The organism is Brucella sp. IR068 (assembly GCF_049065885.1).
GTDB lineage: Bacteria > Pseudomonadota > Alphaproteobacteria > Rhizobiales > Rhizobiaceae > Brucella > Brucella intermedia.
Genome location: NZ_JBAKHE010000003.1, coordinates 400,216 through 415,917, shown reverse-complemented (window position 1 = coordinate 415,917; position 15,702 = coordinate 400,216). Strand labels below are relative to the sequence as shown.

Here is a 15,702-nt window from a genome sequence, read left to right as displayed (position 1 = left end):
CGGCAGGATCAAGCAGGCGGGACATCGTGTCCCAAGGCTCCACTCAATTCACTTCATTCAGGCAAAGGTATGAAATCCTGCTCATCACCGGGCACGATATCGAAACGCCCGCTGCGCCATTCTTCCTTGGCCTGCTCTATCCTCTCTCGCGAAGACGATACGAAATTCCACCATACATAGCGCTTCGAACCGAGTGTTGCACCGCCAAATAGCATGATATGCGCACCTTCCGGTCCGGCCTGCACGACAATATCGTCGCCGGGGCGGAATGCCAGCAGGCGGTCGGGCGGAAACACTTCGCCGCCAATGCCGACATTGCCCTGAAGCGTATAGATTGCGCGTTCTTCGGCGACAGGCGGAATCGGGAAACGCCCGTTTGGTTCTATCCGAATATCCGCATAAAGCGTATCGGCGTGCTGGATTACCGGCGACTTCAGCCCCAGCATGGACCCCATGATCAGCCGCCCGGAGAAATCGCTGTCCTCCATAACCGGCAGATCGGGAGCGTTGGTGTGAAAAAACTCCGGGCTGATTTCTTCCAGCGCATCGGGCAGCGCAAGCCAGGTCTGGATGCCGGAAATCGATAACGGCCCCTTGCGTTCCTCTTCCGGCGAACGCTCGGAGTGCACAATGCCGCGACCGGCGGTCATCAGGTTCACATCACCGGGGCGGATGACCATTTCGGTGCCAAGGCTGTCCCTGTGGCGGATATGTCCATCGAACAGATAGGTCACCGTGGAAAGGCCGATATGCGGATGCGGGCGCACATCGAGTGCATCGCCATCGCGCAGAACAGCAGGCCCCATGCGGTCGAAGAAAATGAACGGCCCCACCAGACGGCGCCGCACTGTCGGCAATGCACGCCGCACTTCCAGCCCACCAATATCGCTTGTACGCGGGATGACCAGCGTTTCGATGCTGTCTACCGAAGTCTTGTCGCCAAGAACCGGGTCAGGACACGGAAAGAAACTCATGAAACGCAACTCCAGCCATTAATCCGTAGAGCTTATATAAGAGATGATTTCAGTTTATCGAAAGCGCATTCAAAACAAAACCGCACCGACGAGCGGTGCGGTTCAGTTTCAATGCAAATTCCGTCAGCGTCCGTGCAGCAGCTTGGACAGCGCGCTGGCGTCGGGAACCTGCCCGTTCGTCGTCAGCTTGTCCACCAATCCCGGCAGAACCTGCGACAGCTGGTTCAGAAGCTCCTGCTGGTCGATGCCGGCATGCTCCGCGATTTCACTTAGCGTTTTCTGGCCGATCGCATCGCCAAGCTGCCCTGGCTCGATTGGATGGTTGGAACCCTGGCCGACCCAGGAATCCACCTTTTCGCCTAGGCCAGCCTGTTTCAGTTGATCGAGAAGACCGCCAAGTCCGCCACCCAGAGGCCCCGGCGCTGTAGGAGCCGCGGAAGCATTTCCTGCGGCCGCGCCGCCGAGCAGGCCACCAAGCCCGCCAAGGATACCACCGAGCAAGCCGCCGCCTGCCTGCGACTGATCCGGCACAGGTTGCGCTGGAGCATCCGCCGTATCGTCGCTATGGCCCTTCAGCATCTTGCCGATCAGCAGGGCGCCGAGCGCAATCAGAACCGGCTTCGCCAGGCTTCCGCCGGGGATAGGCGAATTGCCCGAGTTGTCGTCATAACTTCCCATCACACGATACTCCCTGTTATCCGATGCCAATTGTGCATTCGGTAAGATAAAGGTAAATGGGTTTCCCATTTTGACAAGCATTATACCTTGCAAATTTTGCAGCAGTGTGAAAATTTCCTAAGTGCGTGATGCAAAAGTGTATTTACGCATCGGGAGATATTAGATGTCTGTTATAAGCTGGATAATACTAGGCTTGATTGCCGGCTTCATCGGCAGCAAGATCGTCAATAAAAGCGGCCAGGGCCTGTTTCTGGATATTGCTCTCGGCATTGTCGGCGCCATCGTCGGCGGTGTGATCTCGTCTCAGCTTTTTGGACGTGGCGTCACCGGCGCATTCGATCCGATCAGCCTCGTCATTGCGATAATCGGCTCGATAATCGTGTTGTGGGTGTACCACGCAATTACCGGCAAGCGTTCCATCGGTTGATGTGATAGTTACAGATTTCAGGCTCCGGCTCGCCCGGAGCCTTTTTATCGCGTTCGATCTGACCGGATCAGATCGGCGTTTGCCGAAAGACCTGCAAATCAATGAGCTTTCTGGAACCTTACATTGCCGCATACGGCGCGCTTGCTCTTTTCATAATCGTATATTTTGAATCCTTTGGCGCCCCTCTGCCCGGCGAGAGCGCGCTCATAGCAAGCTCATTGCTGGCCCTGCATGGAACTCTCAACATCGAAACCGTGCTGATCGCGGTATTTGTCGGCGCCGTGCTTGGCGACAGCACGGGATACCTGATCGGCCGCTTTGGCGGCCGACGACTGATCCTCAGATACGGACACCTCGTCAAACTCACGCCGGAACGGCTGGATCAGTTCGAGAAACTTTTCGAAAGCAAGGGAATCTATGTGGTGGCGACGGCGCGTTTCGTCGTGCTTCTGCGGCAGCTCAATGGGATCGTTGCAGGTTCCATGAAAATGGACCCGCTGCATTTTCTGGCAGCGAATATTATTGGTGCTGCTGGATGGACGCTGGCCTGGGGCCTTGGCCCCTATCTGCTGAGCGGCGTTCTGGCGCCTTATGTCGCCCATCTCAAGACCCTGTTCTGACCGGAATTATCCGGTCAGTTCAATTCAGGCCGATCTATTCCGGGTCAAGCGGCTCGGTGCCGAGCGGCTGGCCATCACGGCCAATGCGGATTTTCTCCACCTTGTCCTCGGCGGATTTCAGAAGCGTGTCGCAATGTTTCTTCAGGGCTTCGCCGCGCTCATAGATGCGAATGGATTCCTCCAGCGGCACGTCACCCCGCTCCAGATCGTCGACGATCTTCTCGAGCTGCTTCAGCGCATCCTCGAAGCTCATTACCGCAATGTCGGCGTTGGACGGTTCGGTTACCATGATTCATCCTTTCAACAGCCGCGTAATATGCGTAGACGCGGACTGCGACAAGCCCTCAAGATCATATCCACCCTCAAGCACACTCACTAGCCGGTGATCGCAGAACCTTTCTGCCCGCTCCATGAGTTTGCCTGTCGCCCAATCAAAATCCGCTTCGTCAAGATTGAGCTCGGCCAGCGGATCGCGAAAATGGGCATCGAAGCCCGCCGAAATAAGGATCAAATCTGGCCGGAAATTGTCCAGGGCAGGTAATACACGACTATTAAATGCCTCGCGAAATTCGCGGCTTCCGGTATCGGGAGACAGTGGCGCATTGAAGATATTGCCGACGCCGGTTTCATCCTTCGCCCCCGTGCCGGGATATAAGGGAAACTGATGCGTCGAACAGAACAGGACGCTTGGATCGTCCTTGAAAATATCCTGCGTCCCGTTGCCGTGATGCACATCCCAATCAACGATGGCGATGCGCTCGGCACCGTGGCGGCGCTGCGCATGGCGGGCCGCAATCGCAATATTGTTGAAAAGGCAAAAGCCCATAGCCGTGGAGCGCTCGGCATGATGTCCGGGCGGGCGGGCAGCAACGAAGACATTATTTGCAGCGCCGGAAAACACGTCATCGACCGCCGCCGTTGCCGCACCGATAGCCGTCAGCGCGGCATCCAGGCTTTTGGGACTGACATAGGTATCGCCGTCGAGCTTGACTACAGGGGGGGCAGCTTCCTCGTCCGAAGCGGGCTCCGGTATTCCGGCGCGAATGGCTTCCAGATGTTCTTCCGGATGCGTAAGCAGCACAGACGCCTCGTCGCCGCGCGGCGCTTCCATCCGATCGAGCCGGTAGAAATCCGGCCCTTCCAGCTCACTCATCAGCGCCCGAATTCGATCCGGGCGCTCGGGATGGCCGGGCGGGGTCAGGTGTTCGAGATAGATAGGATGCCAGTAAAGCCGTGTCGTCATAGATTCACTATAGCATCTCACAGGCACATGACCATGACGGCCATGCGCCTGATCTGTCTTAAAAAGTCAGATGATTTCGGTGCGGGCGATGTGAATGCCGAAACCTTCAAGGCCGACATAATGGCGCTCGCGCGATGCTAGAAGTACAATCGACGTGATGCCGAGGTCTTTCAATATCTGTGCACCGAGTCCGATCTGACGCCACTCTTCCTCGCGGGCAACCGCTTCGGCATGGCTTTCATGGTCGCTGGGAATCGCATCGCGGGCGCGGGTGTCATGGTGATCGGAACGCACCCCGACAGAGCCTTCGCGCAGATAAACCAGCACGCCGCGGCCTTCCTTCGCCATCTTTTCCATGATGGCCTCGAGATTGCTGCCGCCCTTGCCGAACACATCGTTCAGCACGTCTTCGCGGTGAAGACGAACCGGCACTTCCTCGCCGTCACGAATATCGCCGAACACCACTGCCACATGCTGCATCGGTTCCCACGGCAATTCGTAAGTGTAGGCGTGGGCTGCACCCGCGCAAGTCTTGACCGGCGCATCGCCAACGCGCTTGACCAGCGTTTCCTTGCGCTGGCGATAGGCGATGAGATCGGCCACCGTGACCCGATGCAGCGCATGTTTTTCGGCAAAGGCCTTCACATCCGGGCCGCGCATGACGGAACCGTCATCGTTGACCAGTTCGCAGATCACGCCGATGGGTGGGAGATTTGCAAGCTTGCAGAGGTCGACGGCGGCTTCCGTATGACCGGACCGCATCAGGACGCCGCCCTCGCGGGCAACCAGCGGGAAAATATGGCCGGGACGCACGAAATCAGAAGCGCCGGCATTGGGATTGGCCAGATTGCGCACGGTCAGCGTGCGGTCTTCCGCCGAAATGCCGGTCGTGGTGCCATGGCGATAGTCGACCGTCACGGTGAACGCTGTCGTGTGGGCGGATTCGTTTTCAGCCACCATGGGCGCGAGGTTCAGGCGCTTGGCTTCCTCGCGGGTCATCGGCGTGCAGACGATGCCGGATGTGTGGCGGACGATGAAGGCCATCTTTTCGGGCGTACAATGCACGGCGGCGACAATCAGGTCGCCTTCATTCTCGCGCCCGTCATCATCCATGACCACCACGATCTCGCCGCGTTCGAAAGCGCGAAGCGCATCCACAACCTGCTTCTGATTATAGCTCATTTCGACCTCTATATGTCAGACAACCAACGGGCCCAATCGTCGGTCAGATATGGCCTGTAAGGCCGAATTCAATCAAACGCGGCCAGTCTGGCCCCAAATTAGTCAGACGCGGCCAGTCTGGCCCCAATTTATTCAGACGCGGCCAGTCTGGCCGCGATGGCGCAGATAATGGTCGGCAATCGCGCAAGCCACCATCGCCTCGCCGATCGGCACGGCGCGAATGCCCACGCATGGATCGTGACGGCCCTTTGTCATCACATCCACTTCCTTGCCATCCTTGTCGACAGAGCGGCGCGGGGTCAGGATCGACGAGGTCGGCTTGACCGCGAAACGCGCCACGACCGGCGCACCTGTAGCAATCCCGCCAAGAATGCCGCCTGCATGATTGGACAGGAACAGCGGCTTGCCGTCATTGCCCATGCGCATTTCGTCCGCGTTTTCCTCGCCAGTGAGACGGGCCGCCTCGAAACCGTTGCCGATTTCCACACCCTTCACGGCGTTGATCGACATCAGGAGGCTTGCGATATCCTGATCGAGCTTGCCATAGATGGGCGCGCCGATGCCCGCCGGCACGCCTTCCGCGACGATTTCGATGACTGCGCCAACGGACGATCCGTTCTTGCGAATGCCGTCGAGATAGTCGGCGAAAATCTCCACCGAACCTGCATCCGGCGAAAAGAATGGATTGTTATCCACTTCGGCCCAGTTCCAGCGACGGCGGTCGATGCCATGCACGCCCATTGCAACCAGTGCGCCCTTCACCTCGAGCCCGGGCACGATCTTGCGCGCAATCGCACCGGCTGCAACACGAGCCGCCGTTTCACGCGCCGATGAACGTCCGCCTCCGCGATAGTCGCGAATACCGTATTTGACGTCATAGGTGTAATCGGAGTGGCCCGGCCGGTACTGGCGGGCGATCTCGCCATAGTCCTTCGAGCGCTGATCGGTGTTCTCGATCATCATCGAGATGGGCGTTCCGGTCGTCGTCATGGTGACGCCGTCGTCGCCCAGAAGGACTCCGGAAAGCACGCGCACCTGATCGGGTTCGCGGCGCTGCGTCGTATACTTGGACTGGCCGGGCTTACGCTTGTCGAGATAGGCCTGAATTTCCGCTTCCGTGAACGTGATGCCGGGCGGGCAGCCGTCAACAACGCAACCGAGCGCCAGACCGTGGCTTTCGCCCCAGGTGGTTACGCGGAACAGATGACCGAAACTATTGTGAGACATGCGCGACGCCTGAATAAATTGTCCTTGTCCGGAGCAGGCCAAGGAGAGAGCAGCTACTTTACGCGCCGGTTTTATTGGGCTTTTTGACGGCGGTCAAATCAAGCTCCCCGGTGACGCAAAATTTCCTTCTGGAGATCGATATCCGGCATTTTTTTTGACACATTCCGCACGCTACATTGTGGGATAGACGGTGCGGCGCGCCAGAACTATCAAAGCGCATCGCGCTTTAAACCCATTATCCTGCATGTCGTTATCGGAAAACCGATTTCCACTTTTCCGCGGCGTGCTCAAATCGCGACAATCGTGTCGAATCGGTCAGGCGACAACCCAACCCGAGGCACAACCAAAGGAACGGAAAGTCATGCATTATCTGGTCGGATTAATTCTCATCGTTGCTTCGCTGTTCTCGACGGTGGCGATGGCGGACGATGCCGAAGGCAAGATCACCGGTATCAACAAGGACAGCGAAACCATAACGCTGGATGACGGCCAGACATACAAGCTGCCTGGCGAGTTCGATTACAGCGCGATCAACAAGGGCATGAAGGTCCTCATCATCTATGATGTGGTCGACAGCACGCGCTTCATCACCGACATTCAGGAAGCGCCGTAAGCCCGAAACCGTCTCCTATAGAAAAATGAGCGGCTCATAAGCCGCTCTTTTCATTTGGGCTGGAACCACCCGCTTCTGACAACACGCGCCCATTCGGCACGACGGTTGTTCTCCGCCATCTGGACCATCCGTGCCGTATCGTAGGGAACATTGCGCAGGGTTATCTGCCAGCCAGACCCGGTCTGCTCGATGACAGCATAGGACGCATTGGGGTTGCCAGTCTGGACAATATGTGGAACCGGGTGATCGTCGTCGTAACCGGGACAACCCACGCTTCCCGGATTGACCAGCATTCGCCCGTCCCCAAGACGAACAACCCGCGGCGTGTGCGTATGGCCGCAAAGGATGAGAGAGGCCGCTATGTCATCGGCCTCTGCCTCAATATCCTCTCGGCTCCGCAGAACGACATCGCCATTGGCGGTAACGTTCTCCATCCAGTAGGTGGTATCGCTCGATGGGGTTCCGTGGCAGATGAATATGCGTCCATCGGCCAGAGAGCGCGATGCAGGCATTGCGCGCAGCCATTCGATGTGCCGGTCATCAAGCTGTTCGCGTGCGACCCGATCCGAAGCGCCCATCTCCGCGAGCGACTTTTCCACAAGCCAGCGATCATGATTGCCGCGAATGCAGATCATTTCTCGCGCCATCAGCATATCTGCTGTCTCACGCGCGGCTAAGGGACCGCTCAGATGATCGCCGAGATTGACGATCGTCTCGATTTGCAAAGCATCGATATCGGCCAGCACCGCAGCCAGCGCATCGCTGTTACCGTGAATATCCGATATGACCGCGAAACGTTCGAAGGGCATGTAACGCCTCCATCGCTGGCAAAATTCTGTTCGCGGTCACTATAGACTGATTTACGGGATCAAACCCATTCCAGCTTGCCGTTTTCGAACTTCAAGATCTTGTCCTGCGGGATGGATAGATTTGCCGCAGCGTGGCCGTCCATGTCGCCGTAAAGGTAAAACAGCGTGCGGATGCAGCCGCCATGCGTCACGCAGACGGTCGGCCACTCCACGGCCTCCACCCAGCGCCCGATACGGCGCGACAGACCCATATAGCTTTCGGCGGTTGCGCCGGGCGGCACAAAATTCCACTTGTCACGGGCGCGCGCTTCCAGAAGATCTTCGCGCTCCCTGGCAATGTCCTTCATCATGAAGCCCTGCCAGTCGCCGAAATTGACTTCCATCAGTTGAGGGTCGGTGCGGTAATCATAAGGGTCGAGCCCCATGCGCAACCGGATGCGTTCCATCGTCTCGCGGGTGCGACGCAGAGGGCTTGCCACGAAGTCGAAGCCCGCGCCGTCGCCGATCAGCGACTTCAGCATATCGCCATTGCGATCCGCCTGTGTGCGGCCATGCGCATTGATATCGATGTCGAGCTGTCCCTGAATGCGCTGCGAAACATTCCAGTCTGTCTCGCCGTGACGTGAAAAGTAGATGATTTCCCGAGCCACAGCTCCACCCCAATATGCCGTCAGTCAATGTCTGGATAGCTTTCCCGAACCGGGAAAGAAAAAGAAAAATCCGGAGAAGCGGTCAACTTTTCGGGATTTCGTATTCGCTGCTTCAGTCTTTCACGACCGAAATGTCCGGAGCGTCGACCGCCTTCATGCCGATGACATGATAGCCGCTGTCCGCATGGTGGACTTCGCCCGTCACCGAACGTGACAGGTCGGAAAGGAAATAGAGGCCGACATCGCCCACTTCCTCGATGGTGACGGTACGGCGCAGCGGCGCGTTGTACTCGTTCCACTTGAGGATATAGCGGAAGTCGCCGATGCCAGATGCGGCAAGCGTCTTGATCGGACCGGCCGAAATCGCATTGACGCGAATGTTCTGCGGTCCGAGATCGACCGCCAGATATTTCACGCTTGCTTCGAGAGCAGCCTTGGCCACGCCCATGACGTTATAGTTCGGCATGACCTTTTCGGCGCCGTAATAGGTCAGCGTCAGGATCGAACCGCCATCGGCCATCAGTTTTTCCGCCCGGCGCGAAATCGCCGTCAGGGAATAGACCGAAATCAGCATCGTATTGGTAAAATTGGCTTCCGACGTATCGACATAGCGGCCCGTCAGCTCATCCTTGTCGGAAAAGCCGATGGCGTGCACGACGAAGTCGAGCTTGCCCCACTTCTTTTCAAGCGTCTCGAAAACAGCGTCGATGCTGGCAGCATCCGCCACATCGCAATGTCCGGCAACGAATGCGCCAAGCTCTTCAGCCAGAGGCTCGACACGCTTCTTCAATGCATCGCCCTGATAGGTGAATGCGAGCTCTGCGCCTGCATCACGAGCGGCCTTCGCAATACCCCATGCGATGGAGCGGTTGTTGGCGACGCCCAGAATCAATCCACGCTTGCCCTGCAACAAACCTGACTGTGCGGTCATTAGGGGTCCTCATTGAAAACAATTAACTAGTTGCCCTATCGCACAGCCTCGGCTCTCCTTCAAGCAATTGCAGTGAAAAAGCCGGGCATTGTCACTTTACTGCCGCAAAGAGACAACACCCGGCTTCAAACGATTGAAGACCTGTTCAGGCTTGTTTGCGTTTTTGCAGGAATTCTTCGAGTTCCCTGTCGCCACCTTCCGGCAGCATGATCCGCACATGCACGTAAAGATCGCCACGTCCGGCAGCTTTGAGCGGAAGGCCCTTTTCCTTCAGGCGCAGAACGCGGTCCGAACTCGACCATGCCGGTATTTTCACCGCAATCCGGCCGTCGAGGGTCTCCACTTCCTGCTTGCCGCCAAGGACGGCGTCGGCAAGCTCGACCGGGAGATCCACGTGCACGTCACGCCCCTCCAGGCGAAACCGGGGATGCGCCTTGAAGTGAATCGTTACCAGCGCATCGCCAGCCGTTCCGCCCACCGATGCCTCGCCCTGCCCTTTCAGGCGAATGGTCTGACCGTCCTCGACATATTTCGGCAGCTTGATCTTGAGATGCTTGCCGTTCGGGAAAACCGCCTCGACCTTTTCAGCACCGGCGGCCTGTTCCAGCGTGATATCGATGGATGCCGAAAGATCGGCTCCCTTCGCCGGGCCGCGCTGCCGTGCGCCGCCTGCGCGGGCACCGCCACCGAAAGCTCCGCCGAAAAGATCGTTCAGGATATCTTCGGCGCCACCGAAGCCGCCGCCCTGCTGAAAGCCGCCGGGACCGGAGCGAAATTCAAAATGGCTGTTGCCGCCGCCCTGCCGGAAGCCGGCGAACGGGTCGCCATGGGCGCCGCCGAAGCCCTGCCCGCCTGTAAAGCCCTGGAAAGCGGGCTTGCCCTCGGCGTCGATCTCGCCGCGGTCGAATTGCCCGCGCTTGTCCTTGTCGCCCAGAATTTCGTAGGCCTGATTCAGTTCTGCAAAACGCTCCTGCGCCTTCGGATCATCCTTGTTCTGATCCGGGTGGTGCTTTTTGGCCAGTTTGCGAAAAGCCGATTTTATTTCTTCGGGCTTCGCCGTTTTGGCGACGCCCAGCACGCTATAGGGATCGCGCATATAGTTCCTCTTTCAGGAAATAATTGTGAGATAAACAAGATTCGTTGCCCACAATATGCGCATCTGACCGGCAAAGTTCCAGTCAGGTCAGGCTTTTCTTTTCAGATCGGCGCGAAAGAAGTTACCGTCCATTGACCGCCGCGCTCCATGCAGGTTTCACCGCGATAGATGGAAACACCGTCAAAAGCTTCACGCGAGGTTTCGAACTCGCGGCAGAGCTGATTGTTCTTGTTGTTCTCGGCAATCGTGGTGATGGTGCCCTGGCTGCCCGTATCGGGATTGGCCCACGGAACGGGCTTCTTTCCCCATTGCGTGAAGTTGAGCGCGGAAACGACGTTCTTTATGGCGGACTGATCGGAAAGCTTGCCGGTATCGGTCTCGACCGGCTGCGATTGCTTCACAGATCCGGTGATCGTGGAAGAATCAGGAACAGCCTTTTCGATGCTCACCCCACCCATGGCGCAACCGGCAAGCGAGAAGAGGCATAGGCCGATCGCAGCCTTGCGCAGCACCTTGGCGCCACGGCACGGGCTCCAGAAATTTACTTTATGGCGAAGCGTCTCGACGGCCAACGCTATTCCCTTGTTCTACACGCTAAAGATGCAGGGATTATGGGTGAACTTGAGTTAACAAGCGGTGTGCCGGAAAGGTAAACAAATCGGAATCGGAGCACAACGCCCAACTCCATACTTTATGGGGCCGGCAAATGATGCCCCCAATTCTCTGCGTCCTTCAGGCCAGCTATCGCTCATCCAACAGCCAGCGACCTTCCGGAGAAAGAAGAACGCGGTGCGTTGACCGTCGTTGTGCGGGTAGCATAACCGTTCCGGCCTGCCTGCTTTACCTTGTAGAGCGCAAGATCGGCCCGCGCAAAAACATCGAGGTCACTCCTCTCATCACCCGGTTCTTCGCTCGCAATGCCGATGCTGACCGTCAAGATGAGTTTCCGCCCGTTGAAAACAAGCGGCGTATGGTTGACTGCGCCGACGATTTCACGGGCGATTTCCGTCGCCTCATGCTCATGCATCCCGGGCAGCAGAATCGAGAACTCATCGCCTCCAAAGCGCGCCAGCACACCGCGGCGATTGAGGATATCGACCCCGACATCGGCGAAATGCACAAGCGCCTGATCGCCCAGCGCATGGCCATATGTGTCGTTCCAATGTTTGAAATTGTCGATATCGATCAGCATGACGGTATAGGCGACCCCGTCTTCACTGAATGCGAGTTCGGCTCTCGCCAGCCTTTTCATGAAATGGCGGCGGTTCGGGAGCCCGGTGAGTTCGTCGGTCTCCGCGACCCTTGCCATATCGCCGTGCAGGCGATTCATCGCCATAACGATGAAACCGAAGTTCCAGATCATGCCGCTATAGATCACACAGACCAGCGCATAACTTTCGATGGAAAAATAAAGCGACTGGTCGAACTCTCCCGCCCATGCGGCGATGTTCAGCGACGTCTCGATGGCATGCCCGATGATGCCCAGCAGAAAGGCGATGATGGCGATCCGGCCGCCGAGACCGAGGCTCTTTTGCCGCGCCAGGTAGAATACCGTCATCGCCATGGGCACCGACTGGCCCACCGCATAGGCGATGTTCCGCCCCTGCCAGCTCGCATGAAACGCGGCCATGACGGCGAAACTTGCGAGCGATATTCCCACCGCCATCCGCCAGCCGCCTTTCTGGCCGTAGAAGTAACGGGCGCCGATAAAGGCCAGGCAGAAGCCATAGATGATGATGGTGTTGCCGATAACGGCGGGCCAGAACGCACCCTCATTGCCTTGCAGCGAAAGAACAAAGCCGCCAACCAGCAGGAGCGTCGTCGAAAGCAGCCAGAGCCTGGCCGGTCGGAATTTGCGGTAAGAGAAGGCGATGGCGGTCCAGATGATGCAGACCGTCAGCGAATTTAAGAAAATTACGATGTAAAGCGTCAGGAAATCGAGTTTTGGCATAGCCCCTACCTTGAACGGGCGCCCTACTAGAAGTTCCCCCTCAAGTAAAGCGCCCCTGCGACGACGCATCCCGGCAAGGCCATGGACAAAGAGGCGGTTATCGAAGAAGCTCCGTCCCGACCCGCACCATTGGGGTGTCTCCGGCGGGGATTCTCTTGCAGGATGATCCGCGCATTTCCGACAGGCTGTTGAAAATCCAAAATGACAAACGCAAGCGACGACTTCACCGAATCCTCCCAGCCGTTCAAGCTCTTTGCCGACTGGCTGGCCGACGCCAAACAAAGCGAACCGAACGATCCCAATGCGGTGGCGCTGGCGACGGTTGACCCGGATGGCCTGCCCAATGTGCGCATGGTGCTGCTGAAGGATTTTGACGAGCAGGGTTTCGTCTTCTACACCAATTATGAAAGCACCAAGGGCAAGGAAATCCTGTCGGCGGAAAAAGCCGCCATGTGCTTCCATTGGAAGACATTGCGCCGTCAGGTGCGCGTGCGTGGACCGGTGGAGAAAGTCAGCGACGCCGAAGCCGATGCCTATTACGCCTCGCGCCCGCGCGGCAGCCGCATCGGCGCATGGGCATCCAAGCAGTCACGTCCGCTGGAAAGCCGTTTCGCGCTGGAAAAGGCGGTTGCGGAATATACGGCCAAATATGCCATCGGCGATATTCCTCGCCCGTCCTACTGGTCGGGTTTCCGTATCCGCCCCGTCTCGATTGAATTCTGGCATGACCGTGCCTTCCGCCTGCATGACCGCGTGCTTTTCACACGGCCCTCGCCGGAGGGCGACTGGAACAAGGATCGGCTCTATCCGTAACTGATAACAAGAAGGCCACTGAAAACAGTGGCCTTTCTTTTTATACCAGCGGCTTGACCGCCACCCAGAGGCTTCCGAGAACAAGCCCGAGGAAAATCAGCCAGCCGACGATATTGTTGGACTTGAACAGTTTCAGGCACTGGTCGGGATTGTCGATATCGAGCACGATGATCTGGCGATAGAGATGCACGCCCGCGGCAAGCAATCCGGCAAGGGCTGGCATCGGCACCTGCGCTACGGCGAAAGCCGCCGCAAAGAAGCCGATCGCACCACCATAAAGCACCATCAGCGCCGTCTTGGTATGCTTGCCAAAAAGACGCGCCGTGGAACGCACGCCCACCAGCGCGTCATCTTCCTTGTCCTGATGCGCGTAGATCGTGTCATAGCCGATCGTCCACAGGATGGCGCCGATATAGAGAAGCACCGGTGCAAGGCTCAGCGAGCCTTCCACCGCAGCCCAGCCCATGAGTGCGCCCCATGAGAAAGCAAGACCAAGCACGAATTGCGGCCAGTCGGTGATGCGCTTCATGAAGGGATAGGCAGCGACGATCAGAAGCGAGAAAATACCAAGCCCGATGGAAAACCAGTTGAACTGCAGAACGACCACGAGGCCGACGAGCGCCTGCAAAACCAGAAACAGCTTGGCCTGACCGCGTGTTACCTGTCCGGAGGGCAGAGGACGCGAGCGGGTACGGTCCACCTTGTCGTCAATATCCTGATCGACCAGATCGTTATAAGTGCAGCCGGAACCGCGCATCGCGATGGCGCCGACCAGAAACAGAAACAGATGCCAGAATGACGGCAACACGGCCCATGCACCATTGCCGGGCTTGGCGCCCGCTCCTGCCACGAGCGCAGCCGACCACCAGCACGGCCAGAGAAGGAGCTGCCAGCCGATGGGACGGTCCCAGCGGGCAAGCTGCGCGTAGGGCCACAGCCAATGCGGCAGGACACGATATACCCAATGGCCGGAAGGAGCATCCTTCACCCGTCCGCGCGCATCGCGGGACTGGATGCCAGAATTGACCTGCGGGTTAGTTTGCGGATGCTGCATGGTCGTCTGCTTTCTCGAAACTGAACGACTCTACCCGCTTTTTCTGGAAAAATCGCGAGCCTGCCCTTGCCCGCGTGTGCGATGGGCAATAGAGAGCCGGGTAGTTAAGTGTTTACTTACCTCAAGCGCAGGGAGCAAGGCATGAAAGTTCTGTTGATCGGTTCCGGTGGACGCGAGCACGCCCTGGCATGGAAACTTGCCGCCTCTCCCTTGCTCGAAAAGCTCTATTGCGCACCCGGTAATCCCGGCATTGCGACAGTTGCGGAACTGGTCGACATCAGCGCCGATGACCACAAGGCGCTGATCGCCTTCGCCAAGGACAAGAAGATCGATCTCGTTGTCGTGGGGCCGGAAGCGCCGCTCGTGGCTGGCCTCTCCGACGAAATGCGCACTGAGGGTATCCGCGTGTTCGGTCCCTCCAAGGCTGCGGCGCAGCTTGAGGGCTCGAAGGGCTTCACCAAGGATCTCTGCGCGCGCTTCGATATTCCAACAGGCGCCTATGGTCGCTTCAACAATGCGCCCAAGGCCAAGGCCTATATCCGCCAGCAGGGTGCGCCGATCGTTGTGAAGGCCGACGGGCTTGCCGCAGGCAAGGGCGTGGTTGTAGCCATGACACTCGATGAAGCGCTTGACGCGGTGGACGCGTGCTTCGAGGGCGCATTCGGCTCCGCCGGTGCCGAGGTGGTCGTCGAGGAATTTCTGGACGGCGAAGAAGCAAGCTTCTTCTGCATCTGCGATGGCAAGACGGCATTGCCGCTTGGCTCGGCGCAGGATCACAAGCGCGTGGGCGACGGCGACACCGGCCCCAATACAGGCGGCATGGGTGCCTATGCACCTGCCCCGGTCATGACGCAGGAAATCGTTGAACGCACGATGCGTGAACTGATCGAACCGACCATGCGCGGCATGGCGGAAATCGGCGCGCCGTTCTCCGGCATCCTGTTCCTCGGTCTGATGATCGGCAAGGACGGCCCAAAGCTGATCGAGTACAACACCCGTTTCGGTGATCCGGAATGCCAGGTACTGATGATGCGCCTCAACAGCGACCTTCTCGCGCTCATCAATGCTGCCGTGGACGGCAAGCTGGATGAAGTTTCGCTCGGCTGGAAGGATCAGCCAGCGCTGACGGTGGTGATGGCTGCGGAAGGCTATCCCTCCAATGTGAAGAAGGGCAGCGTCATCCGTGGCCTCGACAAGCTCGAAGGCATCGATGGCGTCAAGGTTTTCCATGCTGGAACGGCGCAGAAGGACGGCAACATTATTGCCAATGGCGGGCGCGTGCTGAATGTCACGGCCATCGCCGGCACGGTCGCCGAAGCGCAAGCACGCGCATATGAAGCCGTGAAGCGCATCGACTGGCCGGAAGGCTTCTACCGCTCCGATATCGGCTGGCGTGCCGTGGAGCGGGAGCGTTCAGGCAAATAAGCAGCCCGG

Annotated in this window: 18 protein-coding genes; 5 read left to right on the top strand and 13 right to left on the bottom strand. The window is 58.2% G+C overall.

What is annotated here, in order from left to right; all coding sequences use genetic code 11:
• Positions 1 to 53: 53 nt before the first annotated feature.
• Together ACOWVS_RS07735 and ACOWVS_RS07730 are read right to left on the bottom strand one after the other, a co-directional pair.
• The gene (locus ACOWVS_RS07735) at positions 54 to 974 is read right to left on the bottom strand and encodes a pirin family protein (RefSeq protein WP_025091914.1); all 921 of its coding nucleotides are present in this window, start codon (positions 972 to 974) and stop codon (positions 54 to 56) included.
• Between the two features lie 123 nt (positions 975 to 1,097).
• Positions 1,098 to 1,652: a YidB family protein gene (locus ACOWVS_RS07730; protein WP_006470664.1), complete on the bottom strand. Its 555-nt coding sequence runs from the start codon at positions 1,650 to 1,652 to the stop codon at positions 1,098 to 1,100.
• A 163-nt stretch (positions 1,653 to 1,815) separates the two neighbouring features.
• On the opposite strand from ACOWVS_RS07730, the gene ACOWVS_RS07725 reads away from it, so the two are divergent.
• Together ACOWVS_RS07725 and ACOWVS_RS07720 are read left to right on the top strand one after the other, a co-directional pair.
• Complete coding sequence (locus tag ACOWVS_RS07725) at positions 1,816 to 2,079, top strand: GlsB/YeaQ/YmgE family stress response membrane protein (protein WP_006466196.1); 264 nt, start codon at positions 1,816 to 1,818, stop codon at positions 2,077 to 2,079.
• A 101-nt stretch (positions 2,080 to 2,180) separates the two neighbouring features.
• Positions 2,181 to 2,699: a DedA family protein gene (locus ACOWVS_RS07720; RefSeq protein WP_006466195.1), complete on the top strand. Its 519-nt coding sequence runs from the start codon at positions 2,181 to 2,183 to the stop codon at positions 2,697 to 2,699.
• A 34-nt stretch (positions 2,700 to 2,733) separates the two neighbouring features.
• On the opposite strand, the gene ACOWVS_RS07715 is transcribed toward ACOWVS_RS07720, so the two are convergent.
• From ACOWVS_RS07715 to aroC, 4 genes are all read right to left on the bottom strand, one after another.
• The gene (locus ACOWVS_RS07715) at positions 2,734 to 2,988 is read right to left on the bottom strand and encodes an exodeoxyribonuclease VII small subunit (protein WP_006466194.1); all 255 of its coding nucleotides are present in this window, start codon (positions 2,986 to 2,988) and stop codon (positions 2,734 to 2,736) included.
• 3 nt (positions 2,989 to 2,991) lie between these two features.
• Positions 2,992 to 3,942 carry a histone deacetylase family protein gene (locus ACOWVS_RS07710; RefSeq protein WP_006470663.1) on the bottom strand — a complete coding sequence of 317 codons (951 nt, stop codon included), beginning with the start codon at positions 3,940 to 3,942 and terminating at the stop codon, positions 2,992 to 2,994.
• Between the two features lie 66 nt (positions 3,943 to 4,008).
• Positions 4,009 to 5,124, bottom strand: coding sequence for a 3,4-dihydroxy-2-butanone-4-phosphate synthase (gene ribB / locus ACOWVS_RS07705; RefSeq protein WP_006466192.1), 1,116 nt, complete (start codon positions 5,122 to 5,124; stop codon positions 4,009 to 4,011).
• Between the two features lie 132 nt (positions 5,125 to 5,256).
• On the bottom strand, positions 5,257 to 6,351 hold the full coding sequence (gene aroC / locus ACOWVS_RS07700) for a chorismate synthase (RefSeq protein ID WP_075041767.1): 1,095 nt from the start codon (positions 6,349 to 6,351) through the stop codon (positions 5,257 to 5,259).
• 361 nt (positions 6,352 to 6,712) lie between these two features.
• Between aroC and ACOWVS_RS07695 the strand changes: the two genes are divergently transcribed.
• Complete coding sequence (locus tag ACOWVS_RS07695; protein ID WP_006470661.1) at positions 6,713 to 6,964, top strand: DUF1344 domain-containing protein; 252 nt, start codon at positions 6,713 to 6,715, stop codon at positions 6,962 to 6,964.
• A 50-nt stretch (positions 6,965 to 7,014) separates the two neighbouring features.
• Here the strand turns inward: ACOWVS_RS07695 and ACOWVS_RS07690 are convergent, their stop codons facing one another.
• From ACOWVS_RS07690 to ACOWVS_RS07665, 6 genes are all read right to left on the bottom strand, one after another.
• Entirely contained in the window at positions 7,015 to 7,773 is a 759-nt protein-coding gene (locus tag ACOWVS_RS07690; protein WP_063881944.1) for a metallophosphoesterase family protein, read from the bottom strand.
• Between the two features lie 59 nt (positions 7,774 to 7,832).
• Positions 7,833 to 8,423: a histidine phosphatase family protein gene (locus ACOWVS_RS07685; protein ID WP_006470659.1), complete on the bottom strand. Its 591-nt coding sequence runs from the start codon at positions 8,421 to 8,423 to the stop codon at positions 7,833 to 7,835.
• Between the two features lie 112 nt (positions 8,424 to 8,535).
• Positions 8,536 to 9,354, bottom strand: a complete 819-nt coding sequence (gene fabI, locus ACOWVS_RS07680) for an enoyl-ACP reductase FabI (RefSeq protein WP_006466187.1) — start codon at positions 9,352 to 9,354, stop codon at positions 8,536 to 8,538.
• Positions 9,355 to 9,499: 145 nt separating this feature from the next.
• Positions 9,500 to 10,450, bottom strand: coding sequence for a DnaJ C-terminal domain-containing protein (locus ACOWVS_RS07675; RefSeq protein WP_006466186.1), 951 nt, complete (start codon positions 10,448 to 10,450; stop codon positions 9,500 to 9,502).
• A gap of 101 nt (positions 10,451 to 10,551) precedes the next feature.
• On the bottom strand, positions 10,552 to 10,962 hold the full coding sequence (locus ACOWVS_RS07670) for an RT0821/Lpp0805 family surface protein (protein ID WP_244629904.1): 411 nt from the start codon (positions 10,960 to 10,962) through the stop codon (positions 10,552 to 10,554).
• A gap of 236 nt (positions 10,963 to 11,198) precedes the next feature.
• Positions 11,199 to 12,401 carry a GGDEF domain-containing protein gene (locus ACOWVS_RS07665; RefSeq protein ID WP_006470658.1) on the bottom strand — a complete coding sequence of 401 codons (1,203 nt, stop codon included), beginning with the start codon at positions 12,399 to 12,401 and terminating at the stop codon, positions 11,199 to 11,201.
• A 201-nt stretch (positions 12,402 to 12,602) separates the two neighbouring features.
• Here ACOWVS_RS07665 and pdxH point away from each other — a divergent pair, with 201 nt between their 5' ends.
• Positions 12,603 to 13,214: a pyridoxamine 5'-phosphate oxidase gene (gene pdxH, locus ACOWVS_RS07660; protein ID WP_006466183.1), complete on the top strand. Its 612-nt coding sequence runs from the start codon at positions 12,603 to 12,605 to the stop codon at positions 13,212 to 13,214.
• Between the two features lie 40 nt (positions 13,215 to 13,254).
• Here the strand turns inward: pdxH and ubiA are convergent, their stop codons facing one another.
• Positions 13,255 to 14,268, bottom strand: coding sequence for a 4-hydroxybenzoate octaprenyltransferase (ubiA, locus tag ACOWVS_RS07655; RefSeq protein ID WP_006470657.1), 1,014 nt, complete (start codon positions 14,266 to 14,268; stop codon positions 13,255 to 13,257).
• A 141-nt stretch (positions 14,269 to 14,409) separates the two neighbouring features.
• Here ubiA and purD point away from each other — a divergent pair, with 141 nt between their 5' ends.
• Complete coding sequence (gene purD / locus ACOWVS_RS07650; RefSeq protein WP_006470656.1) at positions 14,410 to 15,693, top strand: phosphoribosylamine--glycine ligase; 1,284 nt, start codon at positions 14,410 to 14,412, stop codon at positions 15,691 to 15,693.
• Positions 15,694 to 15,702: the final 9 nt, after the last annotated feature.